13 protein-coding genes and 1 pseudogene are annotated in these 23,239 nt (G+C 63.2%); 7 read left to right on the top strand and 7 right to left on the bottom strand.

Annotation, left to right across the window (positions count from 1 at the left end; all coding sequences use genetic code 11):
* The first annotated feature begins 102 nt into the window (after window positions 1-102).
* Entirely contained in the window at window positions 103-1,422 is a 1,320-nt protein-coding gene (locus MKK62_RS12730; RefSeq protein ID WP_240260739.1) for a DUF1800 domain-containing protein, read from the top strand.
* The gene (locus MKK62_RS12725) at window positions 1,419-2,609 is read left to right on the top strand and encodes a DUF1501 domain-containing protein (RefSeq protein ID WP_240260740.1); all 1,191 of its coding nucleotides are present in this window, start codon (window positions 1,419-1,421) and stop codon (window positions 2,607-2,609) included. The genes MKK62_RS12730 and MKK62_RS12725 overlap by 4 nt, the downstream gene beginning before the upstream one ends.
* 50 nt (window positions 2,610-2,659) lie before the next feature.
* Here the strand turns inward: MKK62_RS12725 and MKK62_RS12720 are convergent, their stop codons facing one another.
* A complete protein-coding gene (locus MKK62_RS12720; RefSeq protein WP_240260741.1) occupies window positions 2,660-3,193 on the bottom strand; it encodes a hypothetical protein in 534 nt (177 codons plus the stop codon).
* A 529-nt stretch (window positions 3,194-3,722) separates the two neighbouring features.
* Window positions 3,723-3,980, bottom strand: a complete 258-nt coding sequence (locus MKK62_RS12715) for a hypothetical protein (RefSeq protein ID WP_240260742.1) — start codon at window positions 3,978-3,980, stop codon at window positions 3,723-3,725.
* A gap of 217 nt (window positions 3,981-4,197) precedes the next feature.
* Here MKK62_RS12715 and MKK62_RS12710 point away from each other — a divergent pair, with 217 nt between their 5' ends.
* Window positions 4,198-9,708: a glutamate-rich protein 5 gene (locus tag MKK62_RS12710; protein WP_240260743.1), complete on the top strand. Its 5,511-nt coding sequence runs from the start codon at window positions 4,198-4,200 to the stop codon at window positions 9,706-9,708.
* Between the two features lie 95 nt (window positions 9,709-9,803).
* On the opposite strand, the gene MKK62_RS12705 is transcribed toward MKK62_RS12710, so the two are convergent.
* A complete protein-coding gene (locus MKK62_RS12705) occupies window positions 9,804-10,013 on the bottom strand; it encodes a hypothetical protein (protein WP_240260744.1) in 210 nt (69 codons plus the stop codon).
* A 1,114-nt stretch (window positions 10,014-11,127) separates the two neighbouring features.
* On the opposite strand from MKK62_RS12705, the gene MKK62_RS12700 reads away from it, so the two are divergent.
* The 4 genes from MKK62_RS12700 (at window position 11,128) to MKK62_RS12685 (ending at window position 15,886) form a co-directional block, all read left to right on the top strand.
* Window positions 11,128-12,390, top strand: a complete 1,263-nt coding sequence (locus MKK62_RS12700) for a glycosyltransferase (RefSeq protein WP_240260745.1) — start codon at window positions 11,128-11,130, stop codon at window positions 12,388-12,390.
* A 123-nt stretch (window positions 12,391-12,513) separates the two neighbouring features.
* The gene (locus tag MKK62_RS12695) at window positions 12,514-13,332 is read left to right on the top strand and encodes a DUF6445 family protein (RefSeq protein ID WP_240260746.1); all 819 of its coding nucleotides are present in this window, start codon (window positions 12,514-12,516) and stop codon (window positions 13,330-13,332) included.
* A gap of 51 nt (window positions 13,333-13,383) precedes the next feature.
* Window positions 13,384-14,148: a class I SAM-dependent methyltransferase gene (locus MKK62_RS12690; RefSeq protein WP_240260747.1), complete on the top strand. Its 765-nt coding sequence runs from the start codon at window positions 13,384-13,386 to the stop codon at window positions 14,146-14,148.
* A gap of 46 nt (window positions 14,149-14,194) precedes the next feature.
* Window positions 14,195-15,886 carry a glycosyltransferase gene (locus MKK62_RS12685; protein ID WP_240260748.1) on the top strand — a complete coding sequence of 564 codons (1,692 nt, stop codon included), beginning with the start codon at window positions 14,195-14,197 and terminating at the stop codon, window positions 15,884-15,886.
* Window positions 15,887-16,043: 157 nt separating this feature from the next.
* Here the strand turns inward: MKK62_RS12685 and MKK62_RS26575 are convergent.
* The 4 genes and pseudogenes from MKK62_RS26575 to MKK62_RS12665 form a co-directional block, all read right to left on the bottom strand.
* Window positions 16,044-16,658 (bottom strand): annotated as a pseudogene (locus tag MKK62_RS26575) (PGRS repeat-containing protein); the annotation flags it as partial.
* Between the two features lie 2,232 nt (window positions 16,659-18,890).
* Window positions 18,891-20,069 (bottom strand): ATP-binding protein, encoded by a 1,179-nt coding sequence (locus tag MKK62_RS12675; RefSeq protein WP_240260749.1) that lies wholly within the window; start codon window positions 20,067-20,069, stop codon window positions 18,891-18,893.
* Between the two features lie 308 nt (window positions 20,070-20,377).
* Window positions 20,378-21,172 carry a class I SAM-dependent methyltransferase gene (locus MKK62_RS12670; RefSeq protein ID WP_240260750.1) on the bottom strand — a complete coding sequence of 265 codons (795 nt, stop codon included), beginning with the start codon at window positions 21,170-21,172 and terminating at the stop codon, window positions 20,378-20,380.
* A 337-nt stretch (window positions 21,173-21,509) separates the two neighbouring features.
* On the bottom strand, window positions 21,510-23,204 hold the full coding sequence (locus MKK62_RS12665; RefSeq protein WP_240260751.1) for a class I SAM-dependent methyltransferase: 1,695 nt from the start codon (window positions 23,202-23,204) through the stop codon (window positions 21,510-21,512).
* Window positions 23,205-23,239 lie beyond the last annotated feature (35 nt).

Genomic DNA, 23,239 nt, shown 5'->3' with positions numbered 1-23,239 from the left:
CACAGGCTTGCACAGCAGTGGCGCGGATCATCGCGCGTTATCCACAGCACCGACTAACGCGGTCGCAGGGAATTTCCCAGCACAATCCGGCACAGTTAAAGGATGGCGGGCCAGTCGGACAGGTGGATCACTACCGCACGCCTGCTCCGGCGGGTTGGCTTCGGCACCACCGGCGCCCAGGTCGATGCCGTTGCAAAGGTGGAATGGCCTGCTTACGTGGACGCGGTCCTAAACCTGAGCCCAGAACACGATCCGGGAGCGATAGCAACACCGCTGCCAACGCCGCCGACTATCCCCAGTCCGGGCAAAGGCGCGTCGGCGGCCAGCCTGCAGGAGCACGGCCGACGGGTCAATGGCCAGCTGACCGAGCTGTCGCACTGGTGGTTGCGACGAATGGTGGCTGTGCGATCTCCGCTTCAAGAGAAACTGACCCTGCTCTGGCACAACCACTTTGCCACTTCGGCAGAGAAAGTCCGGTCGCCTGCGGATTTGGCGGCACAGAACCAAAAGCTGCGCACGCACTCGCTTGGTGATTTCCGCACGCTTGCCTATTTAATGTTGACCGACGTCGCGATGATGCTGTGGTTGGACGCTCAGACCAACACGGCCAAATCACCGAACGAGAATCTGGCCCGAGAATTCATAGAGCTGTTCACGCTCGGGCACGGCAATGGTTACACCGAGCACGATGTCCGCGAGGGTGCACGGGCATTGACCGGGTGGACCATTCGGCCCGCCACCCGCCAGGCGGTGCTCGTGGCGAAGCGCCATGATCACACACCGAAGACGCTTTTTGGTGTTACGAAAAACTTCGATGCGGCCGGCTTCTGTGATGTCGTTCTCGCGCAACCGAAATCACCGCAGTACGTGGCGGGACAGCTTTGGCAACAATTAGCGTCTGACACACCGCCAGCGCCGCAGACACTCGACCGCTTGGTCAAGGCATACGGCCAAAGCCGCGACCTGCGCGCCCTGACCCGCGCGATCCTCACCGATGACGAGTTCGTCCACAGCCGAGCGGCCATCGTCAATACGCCGGTCGAGTGGCTCATTGGCGTGCTCCGGACGCTGCGAATACCGATAGACGAAGCCGCCCGGCTGAATGCCCTGAGCTATGCACTTGCGGCACTGGGCCAGCGCCCGTTCTACCCACCAGATGTCGGTGGATGGCCGCATGGCCGGCTCTGGCTGTCTACCGCCAGCGCCGACCTGCGGATGCGGGTGGCGAATCGTCTTGCGCTCACCGGTGACGTGTCGACGGTCGATGAGGCCGCGGCGGTTGACCGGATCGATGCCGTGGGGTATTTGATCGGCATCGGAGCATGGTCCAACCGAACCGTGACAGCGCTGAAGCCATTGACGGGCAAGCCGGTTGAGCTGGTCGCGGCCGCCGTGAACACTCCGGAGTACCTCACATCATGAGCGATTTGAGTCGACGTAAGTTCCTCGTCGCCAGCGCCGGCTTGGGTGCGGCCGGTCTGCTCTCGACTGCCTGCTCGGTCAGTTGGCCGCAAATGATGCATGAGGCTCAGCATCGGCCGCTCGCCGAGGGCACCGGCGTGTTGGTCATCCTCACGATGTACGGCGGCAACGACGGCATCAGCACCGTAATCCCATACGCCGACAACGCTTATCACGACGCGCGGCCAGAGTTGGCGTATGCCCCCGGCGATGTGCTACACCTCGACGACCGCCTCGGTCTGAATCCGGCGCTCCAGGGCCTGGCAGAGCAGTGGAGCAGGCGAAAGTTGGCGATCGTGCGCGGCGTGGGTTACCCGCAACCCGATCACAGCCATTTCCGGTCTATGGACATTTGGCAAACCGCCTCGCCGTCCGAACCCGTGCCGACCGGATGGATCGGGCGCTGGCTTGACACAACCGGGAACGACCCGCTTCGTGCGGTGAACATTGGTGCTGTGCTGCCGCCGCTAGCGGTCGGCGAAAAGGCTACGGCCGCAGCGCTTGCGCCGTTCGAGAATCCTGAATCTTCACATAGATTAGCGACGACGATGCGAGCCCTGGGCGTCGACGACGCCGACGACACACCAGCCATGGCGGCGGTCTGCGACGCGTATCGAGCCGCCCGCACCGTTAACACGGCATTTGGTGCAATCGCACCGTCCAGCGCAGAGCGCAACTCGTTGGCAGGCCAACTGAGCTTGGTGGCGGCAGCTGTCAAGGCCGCAGTGCCTACTCGCGTTTACGTAGTGAGCATGGGCGGGTTTGACACCCACGCCAACGAGCGGCAGGCACAGCAGCGTCTATTGCAGACGCTCGACGAGGCAGTGACACCGTTTCTTCAGCAAATGGCCAGCGACAGATACGGCAAAAACGTTGTGTTGATGGCTTATTCGGAATTCGGCCGTCGCGTGAAGGCCAACGCGTCGCAAGGCACCGATCACGGCACGGCTGGGCCGGTATTCGTCGCAGGCGCCGCAGTGAAAGGCGGCTTCTACGGTGACGAACCGAGCCTCACCAATCTCGACCATGGGGACCTCAAAGCCACCACTGACTTCCGCGACGTCTACTACGAACTGCTGAGCGAGACGCTGCGAACCGATCCCGCTCCGTCGGTCGGGACGGGTCGGCGCAGTCTGGGATTCCTCTGACGGATTTGGCGTGTGAACCTAGCAAACCTATTAGCCGGCAATGCTATTCGTCACCGACACAGTCGGTCGACCGTTGCTCCTTGAGCGTCTAACTTCTGTTTCAACGGGTCGATTACGGCTGGAGTACCCATCCTTGCGACGTAATAGACACCCATCGATTCAAGCGTCGCGGCAACGTCTTTGACCGCATTTGCCAGATCGGCGGGAGCGGCAGTCTCATTAGACACGGTCTCTTTCAGGAAAAGACCACCACCCAACATAGCTAATCGAACGTTAGCCGCCACCGCATCCAGGGCCACCGGATCGCCCGGTCGCGGGTTGGGAGTGACCTCCCAAACTGATTTCCGGACCGGGACCCACGCAGCGCAGACGTTCTTCTTCGCGTGGGCAGTCTCTTCGGAGGTGAACGAGTGGCTCCAGGATGGGCGGAACCAGCCCAATGCAGAGACGGCAACAGCCACGACGGCGATGGCTAACGCGACGATCGCAATGGCTTGAGGAGACGTCCACCAACGCAAGTTCGATGGCTGTCTTTGATGGGTGTTATCGCGAACGGGAGTGCTGGGGGCTGCACTAAAAGACATCCAATGACGATATCGCGGCAGCGGCCCGGGCGTGCCTCATTCAGCACTTTGGATAAAATTGTTTACTAGTTTTCCTCACAAAGTGTTGCACCGATTAAAGAAGCTGTGGCATGCGGATCGTCTAGCGGGCCCCGAACTTGAGTTGTCAGTTCCCGGCGCGCGCACTCGGACGCAGTCGCTCACGACCTGCGGCCGGTAGGACGTCGATGGTTTTGCTGTGATAGCGGACTCCCGACCAGCTGGGGAAGCCTTTGACGACTCGCGACTCTCCATGGAGGGGTCGGCGCGAAGAGGTCGGCTGCGACGGGGCGTCTCGGAAGACAGGCCTCATCTGGCGAATGGCCCGACTCAGCAATTCAGCCATTACTTTGCATGGATTGTCGACGTGCCGCGAACGTTCAACCGGGCCCCTCGCGGTCGTCGCCGATAACCGCAATGCTCTCGATTTCGTAAGCTTGGTAAAACCTTTCAGCTGAAATATTGACGGAGCAGATTGACCTCGCTCATTGGATGCAAACCGTCAGCGCAATCAGCGGAACGTACACGAAATGACAGCCGATACCTTGCGACCCTTGTGCACCGGTCGACCCTTGCGCTCCCTGAGTTCCCTGGGCTCCGGTACTGCCCTGCGCACCCGTCGTTCCCTGCGCACCAGTACTGCCTTGCGCACCCGTCGCGCCCTGAGCACCAGTGCTGCCTTGCGCTCCCGCAGTTCCCTGCGCACCAGTGGCGCCCTGGGCACCAGTAGTTCCCTGAGAGCCTTGAGCGCCGGCTGCGCCTTGTGCACCCGTCGAACCCTGGGAGCCCGTGGCACCCTGGGAGCCCGTGGCACCCTGGGATCCGGTGGTGCCCTGTGCACCCGTTGTGCCCTGAGCTCCGGTGGCACCTTGCGAGCCCGTCGCCCCCTGCGTGCCGTCCGCTCCCTGCGAGCCTTGAGCACCCGTCGACCCTTGCGACCCAGTTGAGCCCTGGGCACCGGTCGAACCCTGAGCACCCGTGGCGCCTTGCGAACCATCAGCACCCTGGGCACCCGTCGCACCCTGCGACCCAGCGACGCCCTGAGCTCCGGTCGCGCCTTGCGAACCATCAGCACCCTGCGCGCCGGTCGACCCCTGCGAACCAGCGACACCCTGCGCACCCGTCGAACCCTGCGCACCAGCGACACCCTGAGCTCCGGTGGCACCCTGCGAGCCCGTCGCGCCTTGCGAGCCCGTCGCGCCCTGCGAGCCATCGGCACCTTGCGCGCCGGTCGCGCCCTGCGACCCAGCAGTTCCCTGCGAGCCGGCGGTGCCCTGGGCACCGGTCGCACCCTGCGAACCAGCGACACCCTGAGCTCCGGTCGATCCCTGCGAGCCCGTCGCGCCTTGCGAGCCCGTCGCGCCCTGCGAGCCATCGGCACCTTGCGCGCCGGTCGCGCCCTGCGACCCAGCAGTTCCCTGCGAGCCGGCGGTGCCCTGGGCGCCCGTCGCACCCTGCGAACCAGCGACACCCTGCGCACCCGTCGAACCCTGCGACCCGGCGGTGCCTTGAGCACCCGTCGAACCTTGAGCACCCGTCGAGCCCTGAGCACCATCCGCGCCCTGCGAACCTTGAGCACCCGCCGAACCCTGCGAACCGGCGGTGCCCTGAGCACCCGTCGAACCCTGAGCACCCGTGGCGCCCTGCGAACCATCAGCACCCTGCGCGCCCGTCGCACCCTGCGAACCAGCGACACCCTGCGCACCCGTCGAACCCTGAGCACCCGTGACGCCCTGCGAACCATCAGCACCCTGCGCGCCCGTCGAACCCTGAGCACCGTCCGCGCCCTGCGAACCCGTCGAACCCTGAGCACCCGTGACGCCCTGCGAACCATCAGCACCCTGCGCGCCCGTCGAACCCTGAGCACCGTCCGCGCCCTGCGAACCCGTCGAACCCTGAGCACCCGTGACGCCCTGCGAACCTTGAGCACCCGCCGAACCCTGCGAACCGGCGGTGCCCTGAGCACCCGTCGAACCCTGAGCACCCGTGGCGCCCTGCGAACCATCAGCACCCTGCGCGCCCGTCGCACCCTGCGAACCAGCGACACCCTGCGCACCCGTCGAACCCTGAGCACCCGTGACGCCCTGCGAACCATCAGCACCCTGCGCGCCCGTCGCACCCTGCGAACCAGCGACACCCTGCGCACCCGTCGAACCCTGAGCACCAGCGACACCCTGCGCACCCGTCGAACCCTGAGCACCCGTCGAACCCTGCGAGCCGGCGGTGCCCTGAGCACCCGTCGAACCCTGCGACCCGGCGGTGCCCTGCGCACCCGTCGAACCCTGCGAACCAGCGACACCCTGCGCACCGGTCGCGCCCTGCGACCCAGCAGTTCCCTGAGCACCCGTCGAGCCCTGAGCACCCGTCGAACCCTGCGAACCAGCGACACCCTGCGCACCGGTCGCGCCTTGCGAACCATCCGCACCCTGGGCGCCCGTGGCGCCTTGCGAACCAGCGACACCCTGCGCTCCGGTCGAACCTTGAGCACCCCCGGCGCCTTGCGTACCGTCCGCACCCTGCGAACCTTGAGCTCCGGTCGCGCCTTGGGAACCATCAGCACCCTGCGCGCCCGTCGAACCCTGCGCACCAGTGGCGCCTTGCGAACCATCCGCACCCTGCGAACCCTGAGCACCCGTCGAACCCTGCGACCCGGCGGTGCCCTGAGCACCCGTCGAACCCTGCGACCCGGCAGTTCCCTGAGCACCGGTCGCGCCTTGCGAACCATCCGCGCCCTGCGAACCCTGCGCACCCGTCGAACCCTGAGCACCCGTCGAACCCTGAGCACCCGTGGCGCCTTGCGAACCATCCGCACCCTGCGCACCCGTCGAACCCTGCGACCCAGCGACACCCTGCGCACCCGTCGAACCCTGCGACCCGGCGGTGCCCTGAGCACCCGTCGAACCTTGCGCACCCGTCGAGCCCTGAGCACCATCCGCGCCCTGCGAACCTTGAGCACCGGTCGCGCCCTGCGACCCAGCGACACCCTGCGCACCCGTCGAACCCTGCGAACCGGCGGTGCCCTGAGCACCCGTCGAACCCTGCGAGCCGGCGACACCCTGCGCACCGGCCGCGCCCTGCGAACCTTGAGCACCGGTCGCGCCCTGCGACCCAGCGGTGCCCTGGGAGCCCGTCGAGCCCTGCGCACCCGTGGCGCCCTGCGAACCATCCGCACCCTGCGCACCCGTCGAACCCTGCGAGCCGGCGACACCCTGCGCACCGGCCGCGCCTTGCGAACCATCCGCACCCTGGGCGCCCGTGGCGCCTTGCGACCCAGCGACACCCTGCGCTCCGGTCGAACCTTGAGCACCCGTGGCGCCTTGCGTACCGTCCGCACCCTGCGAACCTTGAGCTCCGGTCGCGCCCTGCGAGCCGGCGGTGCCCTGGGAGCCCGTCGAGCCCTGCGTACCGTCCGCACCCTGCGAACCTTGAGCTCCGGTCGCGCCCTGCGAGCCGGCGGTGCCCTGAGCACCCGTCGAACCCTGCGACCCCGTGGCGCCCTGCGAACCAGCGACACCCTGCGCACCCGTCGAACCCTGAGCACCCGTCGAACCCTGCGCACCAGTGGCGCCTTGCGAACCGTCTGCGCCCTGCGAACCTTGAGCTCCGGTCGAGCCCTGCGCACCCGTCGAGCCCGGCGAACCATCCGCACCCTGCGAACCCTGAGCACCCGTCGAACCCTGCGACCCCGTGGCGCCCTGCGAACCATCAGCACCCTGCGCGCCCGTCGAACCCTGCGAACCATCAGCACCCTGCGCGCCCGTCGAACCCTGCGAACCATCAGCACCCTGCGCGCCCGTCGAACCCTGCGAACCAGCAGCACCCTGCGCACCCGTCGAACCCTGAGCACCCGTGACGCCCTGCGAACCATCAGCACCCTGGGCGCCCGTGGCACCCTGCGACCCATCAGCACCCTGGGCGCCCGTCGACCCTTGCGACCCGGCAGTTCCCTGAGCACCGGTCGCGCCTTGCGAACCATCCGCGCCCTGCGAACCTTGAGCACCCGTCGAGCCCTGAGCACCATCCGCGCCCTGCGAACCTTGAGCACCCGTCGAGCCCTGAGCACCAGCGGTTCCCTGAGCACCCGTCGACCCCTGAGCACCCGTGGCGCCTTGCGAACCATCCGCACCCTGCGCACCCGTCGAACCCTGCGACCCAGCGACACCCTGCGCACCCGTCGAACCCTGCGACCCGGCGGTGCCCTGAGCACCCGTCGAACCTTGCGCACCCGTCGAGCCCTGAGCACCATCCGCGCCCTGCGAACCTTGAGCACCGGTCGCGCCCTGCGACCCAGCGACACCCTGCGCACCCGTCGAACCCTGCGAACCGGCGGTGCCCTGAGCACCCGTCGAACCCTGCGAGCCGGCGACACCCTGCGCACCGGCCGCGCCCTGCGAACCTTGAGCACCGGTCGCGCCCTGCGACCCAGCGGTGCCCTGGGAGCCCGTCGAGCCCTGCGAGCCGGCGACACCCTGCGCACCGGTCGCACCCTGCGCACCCGTCGAACCCTGCGAGCCGGCGACACCCTGCGCACCGGCCGCGCCTTGCGAACCATCCGCACCCTGGGCGCCCGTGGCGCCTTGCGACCCAGCGACACCCTGCGCTCCGGTCGAACCTTGAGCACCCGTGGCGCCTTGCGTACCGTCCGCACCCTGCGAACCTTGAGCTCCGGTCGCGCCCTGCGAGCCGGCGGTGCCCTGGGAGCCCGTCGAGCCCTGCGCACCGTCCGCACCCTGCGAACCTTGAGCTCCGGTCGCGCCCTGCGAGCCGGCGGTGCCCTGAGCACCCGTCGAACCCTGCGACCCCGTGGCGCCCTGCGAACCAGCGACACCCTGCGCACCCGTCGAACCCTGAGCACCCGTCGAACCCTGCGCACCAGTGGCGCCTTGCGAACCGTCTGCGCCCTGCGAACCTTGAGCTCCGGTCGAGCCCTGCGCACCCGTCGAGCCCGGCGAACCATCCGCACCCTGCGAACCCTGAGCACCCGTCGAACCCTGCGACCCCGTGGCGCCCTGCGAACCATCAGCACCCTGCGCGCCCGTCGAACCCTGCGAACCATCAGCACCCTGCGAACCAGTGGAACCCTGGGAGCCCGTCGAACCCTGCGAACCAGTGGAACCCTGAGCACCGGACGAACCTTGAGCACCTGCGGCACCTTGCGTACCATCCGCGCCCTGCGAACCTTGAGCACCGGTCGCGCCCTGCGACCCAGCGGTGCCCTGAGCACCCGTCGAACCCTGCGACCCCGTGGCGCCCTGCGACCCATCAGCACCCTGCGCGCCCGTCGAACCCTGCGAACCATCAGCACCCTGCGCGCCCGTCGAACCCTGCGAACCATCAGCACCCTGCGCGCCCGTCGAACCCTGCGAACCATCAGCACCCTGCGCACCCGTCGAACCCTGAGCACCCGTGACGCCCTGCGAACCATCAGCACCCTGGGCGCCCGTGGCACCCTGCGACCCATCAGCACCCTGGGCGCCCGTCGACCCTTGCGACCCGGCAGTTCCCTGAGCACCGGTCGCGCCCTGCGAACCCTGAGCACCGTCCGCGCCCTGCGACCCAGCGGTGCCCTGGGAGCCCGTCGAACCCTGCGCACCAGCGGTGCCCTGCGCACCGGTCGCGCCCTGCGCACCGGCTGTTCCCTGAGCACCGGTCGAACCTTGAGCACCCCCGGCGCCTTGCGTACCGTCCGCGCCCTGCGAGCCGGCGGTGCCCTGGGAGCCCGTCGAGCCCTGCGCACCCGTGGCGCCTTGCGAACCATCCGCACCCTGCGACCCAGCGACACCCTGCGCTCCGGTCGAACCTTGAGCACCCGTGGCGCCTTGCGTACCGTCCGCACCCTGCGAACCTTGAGCTCCGGTCGCGCCCTGCGAGCCGGCGGTGCCCTGAGCACCCGTCGAACCCTGCGCACCAGCGACACCTTGAGCGCCGGTCGAACCCTGCGAACCATCAGCACCCTGCGCGCCCGTCGAACCCTGCGCACCAGTGGCGCCTTGCGAACCGTCTGCGCCCTGCGAACCTTGAGCTCCGGTCGAGCCCTGCGCACCCGTCGAACCCTGAGCACCGTCCGCGCCCTGCGAACCCTGCGCACCGGTGCTTCCCTGAGCACCTTGCGGCCCCTGGGGACCGTGGTCAGTCGGTCCACTCGGCCCTCCGCCACCGGGATGCCCGTTTGCCCCATGGGCGCCGGCCGCGCCATCCTGCCCAAAGATCCCGCCCTGACCGCCGGCACCGCCGAATCCACCGGTACCGCCAGCACCGCCGTAGCCGCCGAGTGCATTGGCGCCGCCTGCACCACCTGTGCCGCCGTCACCGCCGGCACCGCCGGCGCCGCCGTTGCCGCCATCGCCAAACAGGAACGCGCCGTGACCCCCGGCGCCGCCCATGCCTCCGTCGCCGCCGGCTTGACCGTCGCCGCCGGGCACACCCGGCAAGAGACTGTTATTCGTGCCGTTCTCACCGGCAAGACCATCGCCGCCGGCGCCACCGTCGCCGCCTGATCCAAAGAGCCATCCGGTCGCGTCGCCGCCTGCGCCACCCGCACCGCCGTCGCCACCGGAGGTAGTCGCGTCTCCACCGCGGCCACCGTCGCCCGCTAAGCCGTAGTAGGCATCACCGCCGGCACCACCAGCACCACCGCCGAACCCGTCTCCGCCGGCGCCGCCGTTTCCGTCGTTGGCAAAGCCACCCGCGCCGCCAACCCCGTCAGAGTCGGTAGCGCCGTCGCCGCCATCACCGAACCACAGCCCACCCGCTTGCCCGGTGGCGTCGGCCAACGATCCGCCGCCGACGCCGTCGGCGCCATTGCCGATCAGCATCCCCTGGCCGCCGATGTCGTTCCAGAACGTGTTCAGCGCGTTGTCCCACTGAACTGTCAGGTTTCCTAGGAAGGTGGTGCCCTCGATCCACTGCTGATCCCAGGCGTGGTTGGGCAGGTAGAACCACTGTTCGTAAAGCTGGGTGAGATCGAATGACGTGGCGGCGTCGCTTGCAGGTTCGACACCGGAGGCGGCGCCCAAGTTCGCCGGGTCGAAGGCTGAAGCAGCGGCAAGAGCGGAATCCAGATTCGAAAGCCAGCTCGCCATGTCGGGCGCTAAGGCGGGGTCTAATCCGGCGAGCGAGTTGACGATCTGATCGATGATCAGCTCTTCGACTCCGTCGGCCTTCGCCACCGGGATGTCCGCGATGGGCCCCAAGCCCATAGTGATGAACGCGCTGGTCGCGCCGCTAAGACCGACCAAACGTCCGAAGCCGCGTTTTATCGACTCTCGCGACCGCCTATTCCGTTTTTTGGAATGCCGAGCCACTGGACGCCTTCCGTCGACCTTAAACTCTCCGTTGAGCTAGATTTCCTCAGGTTTCGCGAAGTAGATCGGCGCCTGCCGCGTGGGCGGCACCCGTCGAAGCGTCCGGCCGACGTACGACGGAGAAGAGGTGCACCGACATCGCCATCGGGCGCGAAAGCGGCAATTAGCTGGGCATATGCGTTTCGGAGCGCGTTGGCACACCAGCGCCCAATCACTTGCAGTCGTCGCTGACCGCTGAACTGGACCCGCCACGAGCACTCCCGTACACCTGCAATCTCTAAGCTTCAGCTAAGGTATATCTTGGGGAAGGTTCGAGGTCGTGGAATCAGAGAAAAAGTCCGAATTTCCGAACTATCTGTTCAATGCTCGAACGCGGATGCGGCGTCGTGTCGCGACGACAGGAGAGGCAAGGGACTGCGTGCCGGGCTTCGAGGAATCCGACCAGGCGCCCGCTTCGTGCACATAAACTCCTCAAATGACTTCGGCCCGACCGTTCTACAACCGGCCCGGAGGGCCACGAAAGCACGCAGCGCGGCCCGCGAGCTCCGATCGATGTGCACTCCCTCAACGCGGTCGTACAACCTGATCGACCGTCGGCAGGCTCGTCAGTAGATGCGTAATCCTGGCCTTCCGAAAGTCGCGATCTTCGGCGTCACATCCATGGATCAGTTGCCGAGCGCCGACCAGTTGCGGTCGCATCCGGCGCCCGCATTCGAGGCAGATACCTTCGACTTCGCGTTGTTCGAAACTGATCGTGACCTGACCCGAATTCTCAAGCTTCACGACCCGCAGTGCATCGTCACGATCGGAGACATGCACAGCTTCACAAACTTGATGGCTGCTCCCTACTACATCCGCAGCAAGTGGATACATAAGAACAGGGCGAACGACCTACGGGGCATCGACATGTTGCACTGCTTCCTCGGCGGTGCGTTGCCCGGTTACTTCGGCGAGCAGGCAGTTCGCAAGGTGAGCGTTTACACGCCCACATACAACACCGGTAAACAGCGACTACTGCGAACATGGCAGTCGCTGAAACGACAGTCGTACGCGGACTGGGAATGGGTGATCGTCGACGACCACTCCACCGACACGAGCACTATCGAGGCATTGCGGGAAATTCAGGGAGATTACCGAGTCTCCGTTCATCGCCTCGAAAAGCCGAGCGGAAATATCGGCGAGTTGAAGGGATACCTTTGCTCGGCCGCGACAGGCGATATCTTTTTGGAGCTCGACCACGATGACGTGCTGACACCCCATGCCGTCGAGTGGATCGTGGAAGCGTTTGCGCAACATCCGGAATGCGGTGTTGCATATACGAATTGGGCCGAACAATACGAGGGTCGGCTGGAGTTCAACGACTACGGCTCAGACTACGCATTCGGCTATGGGAAAGCCCACTGGGAGTGGCATCCCGAAGACTACGCGACCTTCGAACAGATCCAAACGCAATACCTTGTGCAGGATTCATTGCGCATCAATGCAAAGACGATACGCCACATCGTGGGGGTGCCGAATCACATCCGGGCGTGGACCCGCGAGGCTTACCACCAAGCTGGCGGATACAGCCGCCTGCATGTGGCCGACGATTACGAACTCTTAGTTCGAAGCTTCTTGACCACCAGGTTTGTGCATATCCCGCGACTTGGTTACGTCCAGTTCTACAACACCGAGTCGATCGGAAACACTCAGCGCTCTCGTAACAAGGAGATACAGCGCATCGTGCGTTTCGTCGCAGACCATTACGCCGAGCGCATCCACGCCCGCCTCCTGGAACTGGGTGTCGACGACTACATATGGACACCCGAAGGCCTGGACTGGGACCGACCCCGCCCCGAGCCTGAATCCCATTGCAGCGTCATCATGAAGAGCTGAAGCGTGCCGCTAGGCATCCGACGACGGCTCCGAACGGCATGCGCCGTAGCGCTTTTGGTCTCGCGCGGCAATCACCGCCGGTTTAGCACCTAAGATGCCTTGTCAGCGGTATGTTCGGACACCATGACGGGTCGCGATGCCGAGTTCCGCGCCGGTCAAGTTCTGCGGTTCGCGGGAGCTGAGGCAATAGTCGTCGAAGCAGGCAGACGCCACGGCGAACCCGCCTACCTCATCGCCAGCGGTGACGTCCGGCTTCCGATGTGGCTTCCGGCCGGAGTACTCCATAGACATCAACGCGGTGGCCGTCGTAGTGCCGGAGTGTTTGCCCGCACAGTTCCTCACCTGTTGGCGGTGGACAACTTTTTCGAGGATCCCGACGAAATACGCGCTATCGCACTCGCTCAGGACTACGGCGAGAATCTCAACTTTTTCAAGGGTTCGCGCTCTAAGCAGCGATTCCTGTGGCCGCACCTTCGGGAGGAGTTCGGGCGGCTCCTCGGGACACCGGTGACCAAGTGGCTCGAACACGGTGCGAACGGCGTTTTTCAACTGACCAGCCACCAGGACCCGCTCGTGTGGCATCACGACACTCAGAGCTACGCGGCGGCGGTGTACCTGACGCCAGATGCGCCGCCGCAAAGCGGCACCAGCTTCTGGAGGGATCGAACCTATGGCTGCCGCCGCAAGCCCGACCATCCATTCGAGCGCAATCGGTTGGGCAGCGACCAGGCGGTAGCCGCCGCGCGCTCAATCGTTTACGACCCGTACAACGTCGAGCATGGCGACAACTGGGAACTGATGGAATCCGTTGCGGGGCTGTACAACCGGCTAGTGATCTGGGATGCCTCGCTGTTCCATTCCGCGACCACGTACGACCACTTCTCAAGCGATGGAACCTCCGCCAACAGGTTGGTCCAATTGTTCTTTTTCGATGTCGGATGAGCTTGCACGGACCTCGAGCCGCAACTGACGTCGGCCGATAAGGCAGGAGATATGGGCAGCACGCATGAATTCGATGACGAGACCGGCTCGTTCCGCATGCTCGGCGTCCCATACATTGAATTCCTCCACGAGTTGCACCGACAACTCTCGCCGCGGACATATCTTGAGGTCGGCACCGAAAGTGGAGCGTCGTTGGCAGTTGCGGACTGCGATGCGATTGCAGTGGATCCACAGTTTCAACTCGAGTTCAGCGCCACTGGTGGTCGAAAGCGCACGTTCTTCTTTCAGATGGCATCGGACGCCTTCTTCGCGACCGAAAATGCGGGCGCGCTGCTCGGCCGACCGCTGGACATGGTGTTCTTGGACGGCATGCACCGTTTCGAATTTCTCGTGCGTGATCTGATCGGCGCCGAGTCCGCCTGCCACGCTCGGTCATTGATTTTGGTACACGACTGCATCCCGTTGAATGCGCGGATGGCCCGCAGGCAGTGGCTGCCAGGCAGTCCCGCCGAGCGGGAGACGGCCGGATTCTGGACGGGTGACGTCTGGAAGATCGTGCCGATTCTCCGCAAATTTCGTCCGGATCTCCGTGTACACGTGTTCGACTGTCCACCAACTGGATTAGTGGCGATATCCCGCGTGAATCCGGCGTCTCGCACTCTCGCCGACGGCTATTACGACATCGTCGACCAGTTCTCTTCCACGACGCTCGACGACCGCCAGTTGCGGTCGCTGTGGGATGACCTCGATTTGATCGATTCTCGCCCACTGGTCGACGAGCCGGACCGGCTAACCGAACTGTTCAGCCTCTACTAAGACGTTGGCCCAGTCACTAGCCCCGCAGCGCACGATCTGCCTCAATATGATCGTGCGGAACGAGGCGCACATCGTCCAGGAAACTCTTGACTCGGTGGCTCCGTTTGTCAGCTACTGGGTGATAGTCGACACTGGCTCGACCGACGGAACTCAGAGTTTGATCAATAGCCACATGGCAAAACTTGGTATTCGAGGCGAGCTTCACGAACGACCATGGCATAACTTTGGTGAGAACCGCAGCGAGGCACTGACTCTTGCACAGGGGCACGCGAATTACATCTGGGTCATCGACGCGGACGACGTACTCGTCGGCGCTCCCGACTTCACCGAGCTAAGCGCCGACGGATACACGTTGCGCTATCACGCCGACGACGCAATTTTCTGGCGCCCGCAGTTGTTCCGTGACGGATTGCAATGGTGCTACGAGGGCGCGGTACATGAAAATCCGCGCGGTGACCCGTCCTATGTCTCGAAGCCCCTTATGGGCGACTACTACATACATGCGCGCTGCCTCGGCGCCCGTAGCCGCGATCCGAAGAGACACCAGCGCGATCGCGACCTGCTGCTTGCCGACCTAGATCGCAACCCCAACGACGTGCGAGCCATGTCGCATCTGGCTCGAAACTACTTCGGCACAGGCGATTTCGAGAGCGCACGCAAGTGGTGCACCCGCCAGGTCGAGCACGGTGGTGCGAGTGAAGCGACATATCATGCGAGGTTCCTTCTTGCCGAATCGATGTCGCGACTCGGTGATCCGTGGCCGGATATCCTGGACGCCTACTTGAGAGCGTGGGAATGTCGCCCGACTCGCGCCGAGCCACTGCATGCCGTCGCCGTTCACTGTCGGGAGCAAGGGCGCTACCAACTCGGCTACCACTTCGCCGAGCGCGCCGCCCGAATCCCACTCCCAGAGGGCGACTCGCTCGTCGAGTCCCGCGCGGTCTACGACTGGCGCATAACCGACGAGTTGGCGATCTGCGCCAGCTGGATCGGCAAGCACAGTGAAGCTTTTCGGCTGTGCCGGGAGTTGCTGGCGCGCTCCGACATACCTGACGAGGATCGACAACGGATCGCTCAGAACCGGGACTTCAGTGTGCCACCGATGATCGAGGCGGCCTCGCAATACGCAAATCCGTTGACAGCAAGGCAAATTGACAATGACGCCGACGTCACGATCAGCGTGCAAGCGGGCCTCGGTCGAGAGGCCACTCAACTGACACTGGATTCATTTCTGAATTGCTGCATTGATCTGTCCCGGGTAGGACGCATCGTCGTTTTCGACCATTCGGAGCTATCCAACAGCGATCGCGGGATCCTCCAAGACCACTACCCTCTCCTCGAATTCGCTCCTGGCACGCCCCACGACCGGCTCGGTCTGATACGTCAACGCGCTTGCGGACGGTTTTGGCTTCACCTGGGACAGGGTTGGCGATTCTTTGCCTCGGATGACTTCATTACCCGGCTCACCGCGGTCCTCGACGCGGAGCCGAATGTGTTTCAAGTCGGCATCAATTGGGGCGACGCGACCGGGCTGACAGGACGGTGCGCTGCCGAAGAATGCGTGCGCCGCGCAACAGGCACCGGCCGATATGTCATCGATAAGCTGCCAGCCAACGGCCCCGCGATGTTCGACTTGGCACGTCTCGAATCGGCCGTTGGCCTCGATGGGCAATCGACTGTTATCGCAGGGTTGCACACCGCGACCCTGGACGAGATCCTTTGCATCCTTGCCGCTTGAGAGTTCCGCATTGACGCTGCCAAACAGGCGCCTCACACAAATTCGACCGGCCCCCGCGGGCCGGTCGAATTTGCGCCGAGCGTGAATACGTCTAGCCGGACGGGCCAGTCGGTCCGGTCGGTCCCGTCGGTCCGGTCGGCCCCCGCATCCCGTCCAAACCGTCGTGGCCGAAGATGCCACCTTGGCCGCCATACCCGCCCGGACCGCCGAACCCGCCGTACCCCCCAGGACCGCCGGGTCCAAAGTCGGGGCCACCAGCGCCGCCTGCGCCGCCGGGCCCGCCAGCGCCACCGTTGCCACCGTTGCCGCCATCGCCGAACAGGAATGCGCCGTTGCCACCGTTACCGCCGGCCCCGCCATCCCCGCCGGTTCCGCCGGTGCCGCCCACCTCTCCAGGGAGAGTGCCGGGCGTTCCGGCTGAGCCGACCGCGCCGGCCCCGCCTTGACCACCGTCGCCGCCGTTGCCGAACAGGAAGCCGAGTGCGCTACCGCCGTCACCGCCGTCGCCGCCGTCAGTCCCGATCGTGACGGCATTGCCGCCATTGCCGCCGTCACCGCCGAGGCCGTAGTCGGTGCTGCCACCGACACCACCCATGCTGCCGCCGAAGCCGTCACCGCCCTCGCCGCCATTGCCGGCGTAGGCCATGCCACCAGCGCCGCCAGCCACACCGGCCACGTTGCTATCCCAGCCGTCGCCACCGTCACCGAACAGGAGTCCGCCGGCGCCGCCGTTGGGATCCAAGGCCGTTCCGTCGGCGCCATTGCCGATCAGGATGCCTTCCCCACCGATGTTGTGCCAGAACGCGTTCAGCGCGTCGTCGTACTGAACCGTCCAGTTACCGAGGAAGGTCGTGCCCTCGATCCACTTCTGCGAGAAGTCATGTGCAGGGTCGTAGATGTTGGTCTCATACCACTGGGCGAGGTCAGTGTTCGAAAGGGGTGCAGCGGGTTCGGCTGAACTCGATGCGGCGGACAAGGCGGACTCGACGCCGGGCGTCGTGTCGGCCACGCTCGACGGATCAATAACGCTCGTTGGGTCGAGGGCGCCGGCCACACTGGACGGATCGAAGACGCTAGACGGGTCGACTGCACTCGACGGGTCAAAGACGCCAGCCCAACTCGACGGGTCAAAACCACCGGCCCAACTCGAGGGGTCAAGACCGCTGGCCCAGGTCGAGGGGTCAAGACCGCTAGTCCAGGTCGAGGGGTCGAGAATACCGTCCAAGCTTGATGGGTCGAAATTCGACGCACCTTGCAAGGCGGCGTCGAGGCTGGAGAGCCAGCTGCTCATGTCCAACGCGGCGGTGGGGTCGATCGCCGAGAGGGAATTGATGATCTGATCGATGATGACGTCTTCGCCGTCAGCCTTTGCCATAGGCGCCACCGGCACCTGAATCAGCGGTGACAGGCTCAGCGTTAAGAACGTACCGGCCGCAGTGCTGAGTCTGATGAAGCGATGCTTACGGCGGTCGACTTCCCCACTCGATTCACCGTCTTGCTTCTTTGGACGCCGATTAGCCATCAGTCTTGCCTTCCCCTGGGCTGTACCTGTGGATCGCCGCGAGCTCCTCTAAGTGCCGACTTAGATTCACTCCCTATATTTCTGAGAACCTCTCAGGTGTCACTAAGGTAAACGCCCAACCTACGTTTGGGAAGAGAATCGTTAAAAAACCCGGAAAAAATTTGTGTTAACTTGTGTAAACCGAGCATATTGCCTGTTCAGAGCACCTTTCTGCGATGCTGGAGCGCTAGGAGCCAGGAGGCGATGTCCCTTCGAAATGATCTGTTGACAGCAAGAACGCCGGTACGGGAGCTCAGCTGCTTAGCTGAGCGATGCTCCGGAGAAACATATGGCCCCCTTGAGACTCCCCAGCGAGTTGCCCCAGCGGCCCCTGGCGGGCACGTCGGCAGGGACGCTCGACATAGTCGCCCTTCACAGGCCGCTGATACCCGCGCCATCGATCAAGTCGAGGTGGGTTTGCCTTCGTGTCGTTTTAAACCGAGTTCGAATTGGCCCGAGCCTCGATGCACTAGGGCTGCAGCTATCGACCCGATCGGCTGCCCATAGTTCAACCCAAGATGCTGGCGCGCGCTAGCTCATTCGCAGCAAGTAGCTTGGCGGGACCGCACGAAGTAACGCTCTCCTAACCCCAAGGCCGCCAACAAGTTCACCAAAGCTAAGGGTACGATCGTGGACCACTTCTCGGACGTATCAGGTCGCAACGCGGGCTCGCGTCAGTGGCTAAGAAAATCTGCCCCCTCGATATCTTTAGCTTCGACCGCCTCGTCTCTTAAGGGGGCACAAAATTTTCACAGAAGCTAAAGCGCTGTGCCCCAACATTTTTAATGTACTGGAGTTTCATTCGACAGCTCTTGCGCTAGCTGCGACGCACCCGCCAGCGGACTACTCTAACTTGGACGCGATCAGGGTCGGTAGGACCACTAGAACGGAATTCATTGCAATGCATAGCAATTCATCGAGACGGCGGTACGCAGGTCTAATAAACCCCCGCGGCCGCTATTTTGTTTAACGACGACCTGACTCGGTCGAGCGGTGCTTGAACATCTGCGAGCAGAAGGCCTCTGGCGCAATGAGTGATTGGCGGCTGGGGCCCGTAGCTGACTCTTGGGGGCGCTCGCAGTGTTGAACTTGACCGCACTGCCGGCGTTAATGCCCCGCTCGATGCCTTCGCGTTCCCTCGTCGCGAGCCCACACGAACGTCGTGATGGCGAGCCGCTTCCCGCGTGGATTCGTCCGCCTGGCTACGGGGATTCTTGCGGAAACTGAGGACATGGGCCACCTTGATTCCGTTGACCGTCGGAACGGCAACGGCAATGTCGCCCGAGGGTCTTGCTCACGGCAACCAACCATGTTTCGGGCGCAGGCGCTCGATCCGCGCGGCACCAATGTTCGGCGCCCAAGCAGTTAGAGCGCATGACCCATGTGTCGCCGGGCCGGCAGATCCTCCGAGAGCGTGGGGTAGCCGAGTATCGCCTTATTTGCTTATGGGCCGAATTTCCAGAGATACAGAAAGGTTGAGGGTAGTTGGGTCTTCTCCACCAGCGTGGGCGGCGTGCCGTCGTTCCACTCCGTGAACTGATCGAGGGTAATACCAGTTCCCTTGTACTGGTTGGGGACAACGATCAGCACATTCTCTGCGATCCGTTTGGCCTCAAGGAAACACTCTTTTTGTTTAGGGGCAAGATGCTGAAAAACCCGTAGGGCCACAAATAATTTGAATGCCTTCGTAGCGATCGGCCACGGTACAACCCGAGCATCGTGAACATATGTAGGCTTCTTGTGCTTGAAATCCCACGCCTTGTCGTAATCAATCGTCATGCAATCCGGGACGATCGACACGCCCATCGTTCCCATCTCAAGAACTTCACTCGGGTTGGTAATGTCAAGTGTCTTCGCGACCTCAACCGCCTGCGAATAGTACTTCCAGCGATCCTGGTAATCGTGCCAATGCGGCCCAGGATTATCCAAAGCGTTCCGCTCGAACGCCGCAAAGTCGAGAAACTGCATTTCGCGCATCCCCTCCGAGTCGGATCCTCGATTTTCGAGCTCAGGCTGACGGTTTGCAATGTCTAGCACAACGGACTCGAAGCTGGTAACGGTTTCGTCGAGAGACAAATGCGTCGTGTCGATGGTGTGGGTCGCCGATGCGTAGACCTTCCGCCTGACCTCCGAGTATTCGATGGTCTTATGCCTCTCAAGGCTCATCGTGGCGCCCTGCAGCACCCCAAGTTCATCGGACGGTCGGTACTTACAGAAACGCTCAAACGCAACTTCCTCCGACGCGACAATCCCAATCACAGGATATAAAAACGACAAGCTGGCCAACATGATGCGATTTTGGAACGCCGCGCCCACGTCCACCAAATAGATCTCGCCATCCGATGCAGCACCAAGACGCCGAAACAAGCTGGTAATCCCGATCATGAACAGACCGTCGGTTTTAACCTTCATCATCAGAGCGAACGCATCCATATCCTCTATGAGGCCACTCGCTCGCCCCGCCTCTACTGCGATGTCGTCCAGCGAGATGGGCTTAAAACGGGCATCGGCGTTCTCCATGAATTTGTGCAACACAGCAGATTTACCGATACCGGACGGACCAACGATAAAGATCACCAAGGGTGCAGACGGCCGATCATCGTCGGCTACAACGTTCGTCATCCTCCGAGCACCGACGAAGACGACACCAGCACCGCCAACACATCAACCGACGAATCCATCAAGCACTCCTTACCCGGAAATTGCCGGCCCAAATCTTGCGCGAACAGTTCTGATTGCACCTTTATGGGCGTGATTCTTATACGAGTCCCTGGCCTTCTGAAATCTGAAAGCGGGCAAGATATTCGGCCGGAGGAAGGCAACCTAGGGCCGTATCCGACGGTATGACATTGTCGTTTGGGCCAGAAGCACGAGCCGAGCGTGTCGACCATCCTTACACCCAACACGTAAGCCGGATCGTGGTGCAATCCTCAGATCGGCCGGTTGAACTTGTCTACGCACTTGTCGAAGACGGCGACGAGCGAGGGGTCATAGTAGGTGCGGAAGACCGTGCGGATGGCATCAAGGCGCGACTCGGGGATGGTGTAAGCCAGCGACCAAGGGATGGCGAACCCGTCTTTTGCGATCTGCTCCATCCGGGCGATCGGGAGGTCGAGCGAGACCGAGTAGATGTTGCCGTAATTGTCCCAGCCGGGCAGGTTGATACCCAATTTCGTGGACCGGTCGCGGTAGATATGCGGGAATTGGTCGTAGAGATACTTTGGACCGATGCCATAGATCTTGTCGGTCTGAAAGCGGTAAAGGTTGAGGTCGTGCTGGACGACTACCTTGGACCCGCCCATGACCGGGTAGAGGCACAGAGTGTCGATCAGCGGCCACGGGTGCTGGTGGCAGGCGTCCACGAAGGCCATGTCGAAGGTCTCGCCCATGCTCGGCACATCCGCAGCGATCGTAAGCGGCAGGTAGGAAACCTCAACTTTGCCACCGGGGTAAATGGGCTCTAGCAAGAACCCGTTTTCCTTAGTGTTGTCACCGAAGAAAGTCTTGTCGCTGTCAACGGTGACGAACCGCTTGCCGTCGTACTCGTCCAGCAGCAGGCAAATCAGTCCTCCAGATAATCCTGACGCGGTGCCGATCTCGATAAATGACGCCGGCCGATGCTGCTTGATGAGGTCCTGGATGTAGTCCATCTCGTCAGCTGTCACGGGCCAGTAGCTCGGGCGAGAGTGCTGATTCCAGATGCGTTCAATCTCAGGCAAGTCCATGCTCAGCGATACTAATACTGCAGACGTAAATCGGGTTCGTAATGCAGCAATAGTTAGGCCGAGTGCTCAGCCACCCAGCGTCCATCGTGTAAAGCTGCCGAGCCGATACGAACGACCGTGCGCTACTTTTTCTTACACGCGTCGAGGTGGAGACCTCTTTGACGACATGCTGCATCAAGAGGGCTTGAACGGCTGTGGCGACCGTCAATCCCCTTATGCCCGAATAGCTTCAACGTTTCGATCTTAGGGTCGAAATTGCTTTGGCAGACAAGCACTAAAGGGGCCAGATGACAACGAACCGGTCATAGGCTGGCGCGCACGTCTGCAAGGAGCACTGCTATTGCTGCTTCGGCTTGACCGCAATCGCGACATCCTGTCCGCTCATACCGTCCGTCCGGCCGCTCCATTTGCCGAAGCGCAAGGGTTCGCGAAGCTCTAGGCCGCATTCCCGATGCAAATCCCGGACGAATGCTTCCGTGTAAGCGGTCGCCGCCTCGGGCTGCTCGACATTAGCCGTTCGATAGCCTTGCATCTCGTGCCCGAAGTCAAACGATCCCCTTCCGTCTCTGCTTAGCGCCAACGAATCCTCGTTGATTAGGAAGAAGGTAATCAGACTCCGCCCGCCCGGCTTCAGCACACGGGCGATCTCGTGCATGTAGCGCTCAACACCCGCTGGCAGCATGTGCGTGAATACCGAAGCGAGCAGCACCACATCAAACGATCCGTCAGGATACGGGAAAGAAAAATCCGAAGGCTTGTATTTTCCGGTCGGGTTGTACAGTCCGTTCTGAACATCCACGACTCTGAAATCGAAGTTTGGGTGTGACGCCGAGATGTGTTCCGCGCACCACGCGATCGCATCCTTCGAGACATCGAAACCGGCGTAGCGGCCCCTGGGGCGATTCAGGTAGCCAGTGAGCGGGAGAGCTACCCGACCTGAGCCGCAACCAACGTCGAGCAGCGCATCACCTGGTTGCAATTCACATAGGTCAACCAGATAACCCAGAAACTCCTTGCCAGCTGCCTTGAACGCGTCAATGCCACCGCGACCAGCCCAATCCATGAGCTCATCGGGAGGCAGCACTTCACGGGACGCGCCCATTGCGTCTGGAACCGGCTCCGGACGGGCCGCTGGGGGCTCACTTACGCCCGCATCTACCGCAGGGCCTTGCCCTTGCGGCGGTTCGGGTTTCAATTTGCGACCGGAACCTAGGCCAGCCTGAATGGGAGTCGGCCATAACCACGTAGAGCGGAAGGCGACGAATTCGTAGTTGCGGTTGAACTGTTCCCAGCGGTACTCGTAGCGGGAAATGGGGTGCAGCTTGCCGGCGTCGTCGATGAAGTAGATCTTGTAGAGCCGGTGGGTGAGGAACAGCCAGAAGTCCTTGAAGAAGTGACGCGACTCGACCTGGTTCACGCCGAACTCAAAGAGGATGAGCTTGATTCTGCCCTCGTGGATCGACTGTGCCGCCCCGCGCAGCACGTCCATCTCAAAGCCCTCGGTATCAAGCTTCATGATATCCACCGAGTCGATCTGGCTGCGGGAGATGAAGTCATCGACGGTATCGACTGGAACCTCGATCGTGGTGTCGAGGCGAATGTCCTTGCCCCACTCCCCCCAACCGGGCTCCTCATGTTCAATCAGCGAACCAAGCGGACTGCCATCCTCGTTGGTGTACAGCGTGGCCATCCCCGGGGTACGGCCCATCGCACTGGGGTACACCGTGATCCGTTCGGACTCCTCGATGCCAAGCCCGGCAAGACTGTCCTCACGGTTACACAGCTCGCGGTAATTCTCAGGACTCGGATCAAACATATGGACGCGTCCCACGCGGTCGCCGAACACGTTGAGCAGCGCTCGCGTCCACTGACCCTTATTGGCCCCAATGTCAAGCACCATCAGATCGCGCTGATTGGGATAGAAGTTCAGCAGCGGCTGCACCTCAAGCCGCATCAATTTCGGAACTACCTGCCCACGAAAGCTCTCACGAACCTTCTCCCGCTCGACCTCACCACGGTACGTGCCCTTCATGCCCCCACCCCCCGGTCGCGCGACGCCAGCATAGG

The organism is Mycobacterium paraterrae (assembly GCF_022430545.2).
Lineage (GTDB): Bacteria > Actinomycetota > Actinomycetes > Mycobacteriales > Mycobacteriaceae > Mycobacterium > Mycobacterium paraterrae.
This window is presented reverse-complemented; position numbering and strand designations above follow the sequence as displayed.

What these genes read in the sequence shown, in the direction of transcription:
- MKK62_RS12725 (WP_240260740.1), top strand. Translation starts at nt 1,419, where the DNA reads ATGAGCGATTTGAGTCGACGTAAGTTCCTCGTCGCCAGCGCCGGCTTG.
- MKK62_RS12685 (WP_240260748.1), top strand. Translation starts at nt 14,195, where the DNA reads ATGATCGTGCGGAACGAGGCGCACATCGTCCAGGAAACTCTTGACTCG.
- MKK62_RS12690 (WP_240260747.1), top strand. Translation starts at nt 13,384, where the DNA reads ATGGGCAGCACGCATGAATTCGATGACGAGACCGGCTCGTTCCGCATG.
- MKK62_RS12705 (WP_240260744.1), bottom strand. Translation starts at nt 10,013, where the DNA reads ATGGCGCCGACGGCGTCGGCGGCGGATCGTTGGCCGACGCCACCGGGC.
- MKK62_RS12700 (WP_240260745.1), top strand. Translation starts at nt 11,128, where the DNA reads ATGCGTAATCCTGGCCTTCCGAAAGTCGCGATCTTCGGCGTCACATCC.
- MKK62_RS12720 (WP_240260741.1), bottom strand. Translation starts at nt 3,193, where the DNA reads ATGTCTTTTAGTGCAGCCCCCAGCACTCCCGTTCGCGATAACACCCAT.
- MKK62_RS12695 (WP_240260746.1), top strand. Translation starts at nt 12,514, where the DNA reads ATGACGGGTCGCGATGCCGAGTTCCGCGCCGGTCAAGTTCTGCGGTTC.
- MKK62_RS12670 (WP_240260750.1), bottom strand. Translation starts at nt 21,172, where the DNA reads ATGGACTTGCCTGAGATTGAACGCATCTGGAATCAGCACTCTCGCCCG.
- MKK62_RS12665 (WP_240260751.1), bottom strand. Translation starts at nt 23,204, where the DNA reads ATGAAGGGCACGTACCGTGGTGAGGTCGAGCGGGAGAAGGTTCGTGAG.
- MKK62_RS12730 (WP_240260739.1), top strand. Translation starts at nt 103, where the DNA reads ATGGCGGGCCAGTCGGACAGGTGGATCACTACCGCACGCCTGCTCCGG.
- MKK62_RS12675 (WP_240260749.1), bottom strand. Translation starts at nt 20,069, where the DNA reads ATGACGAACGTTGTAGCCGACGATGATCGGCCGTCTGCACCCTTGGTG.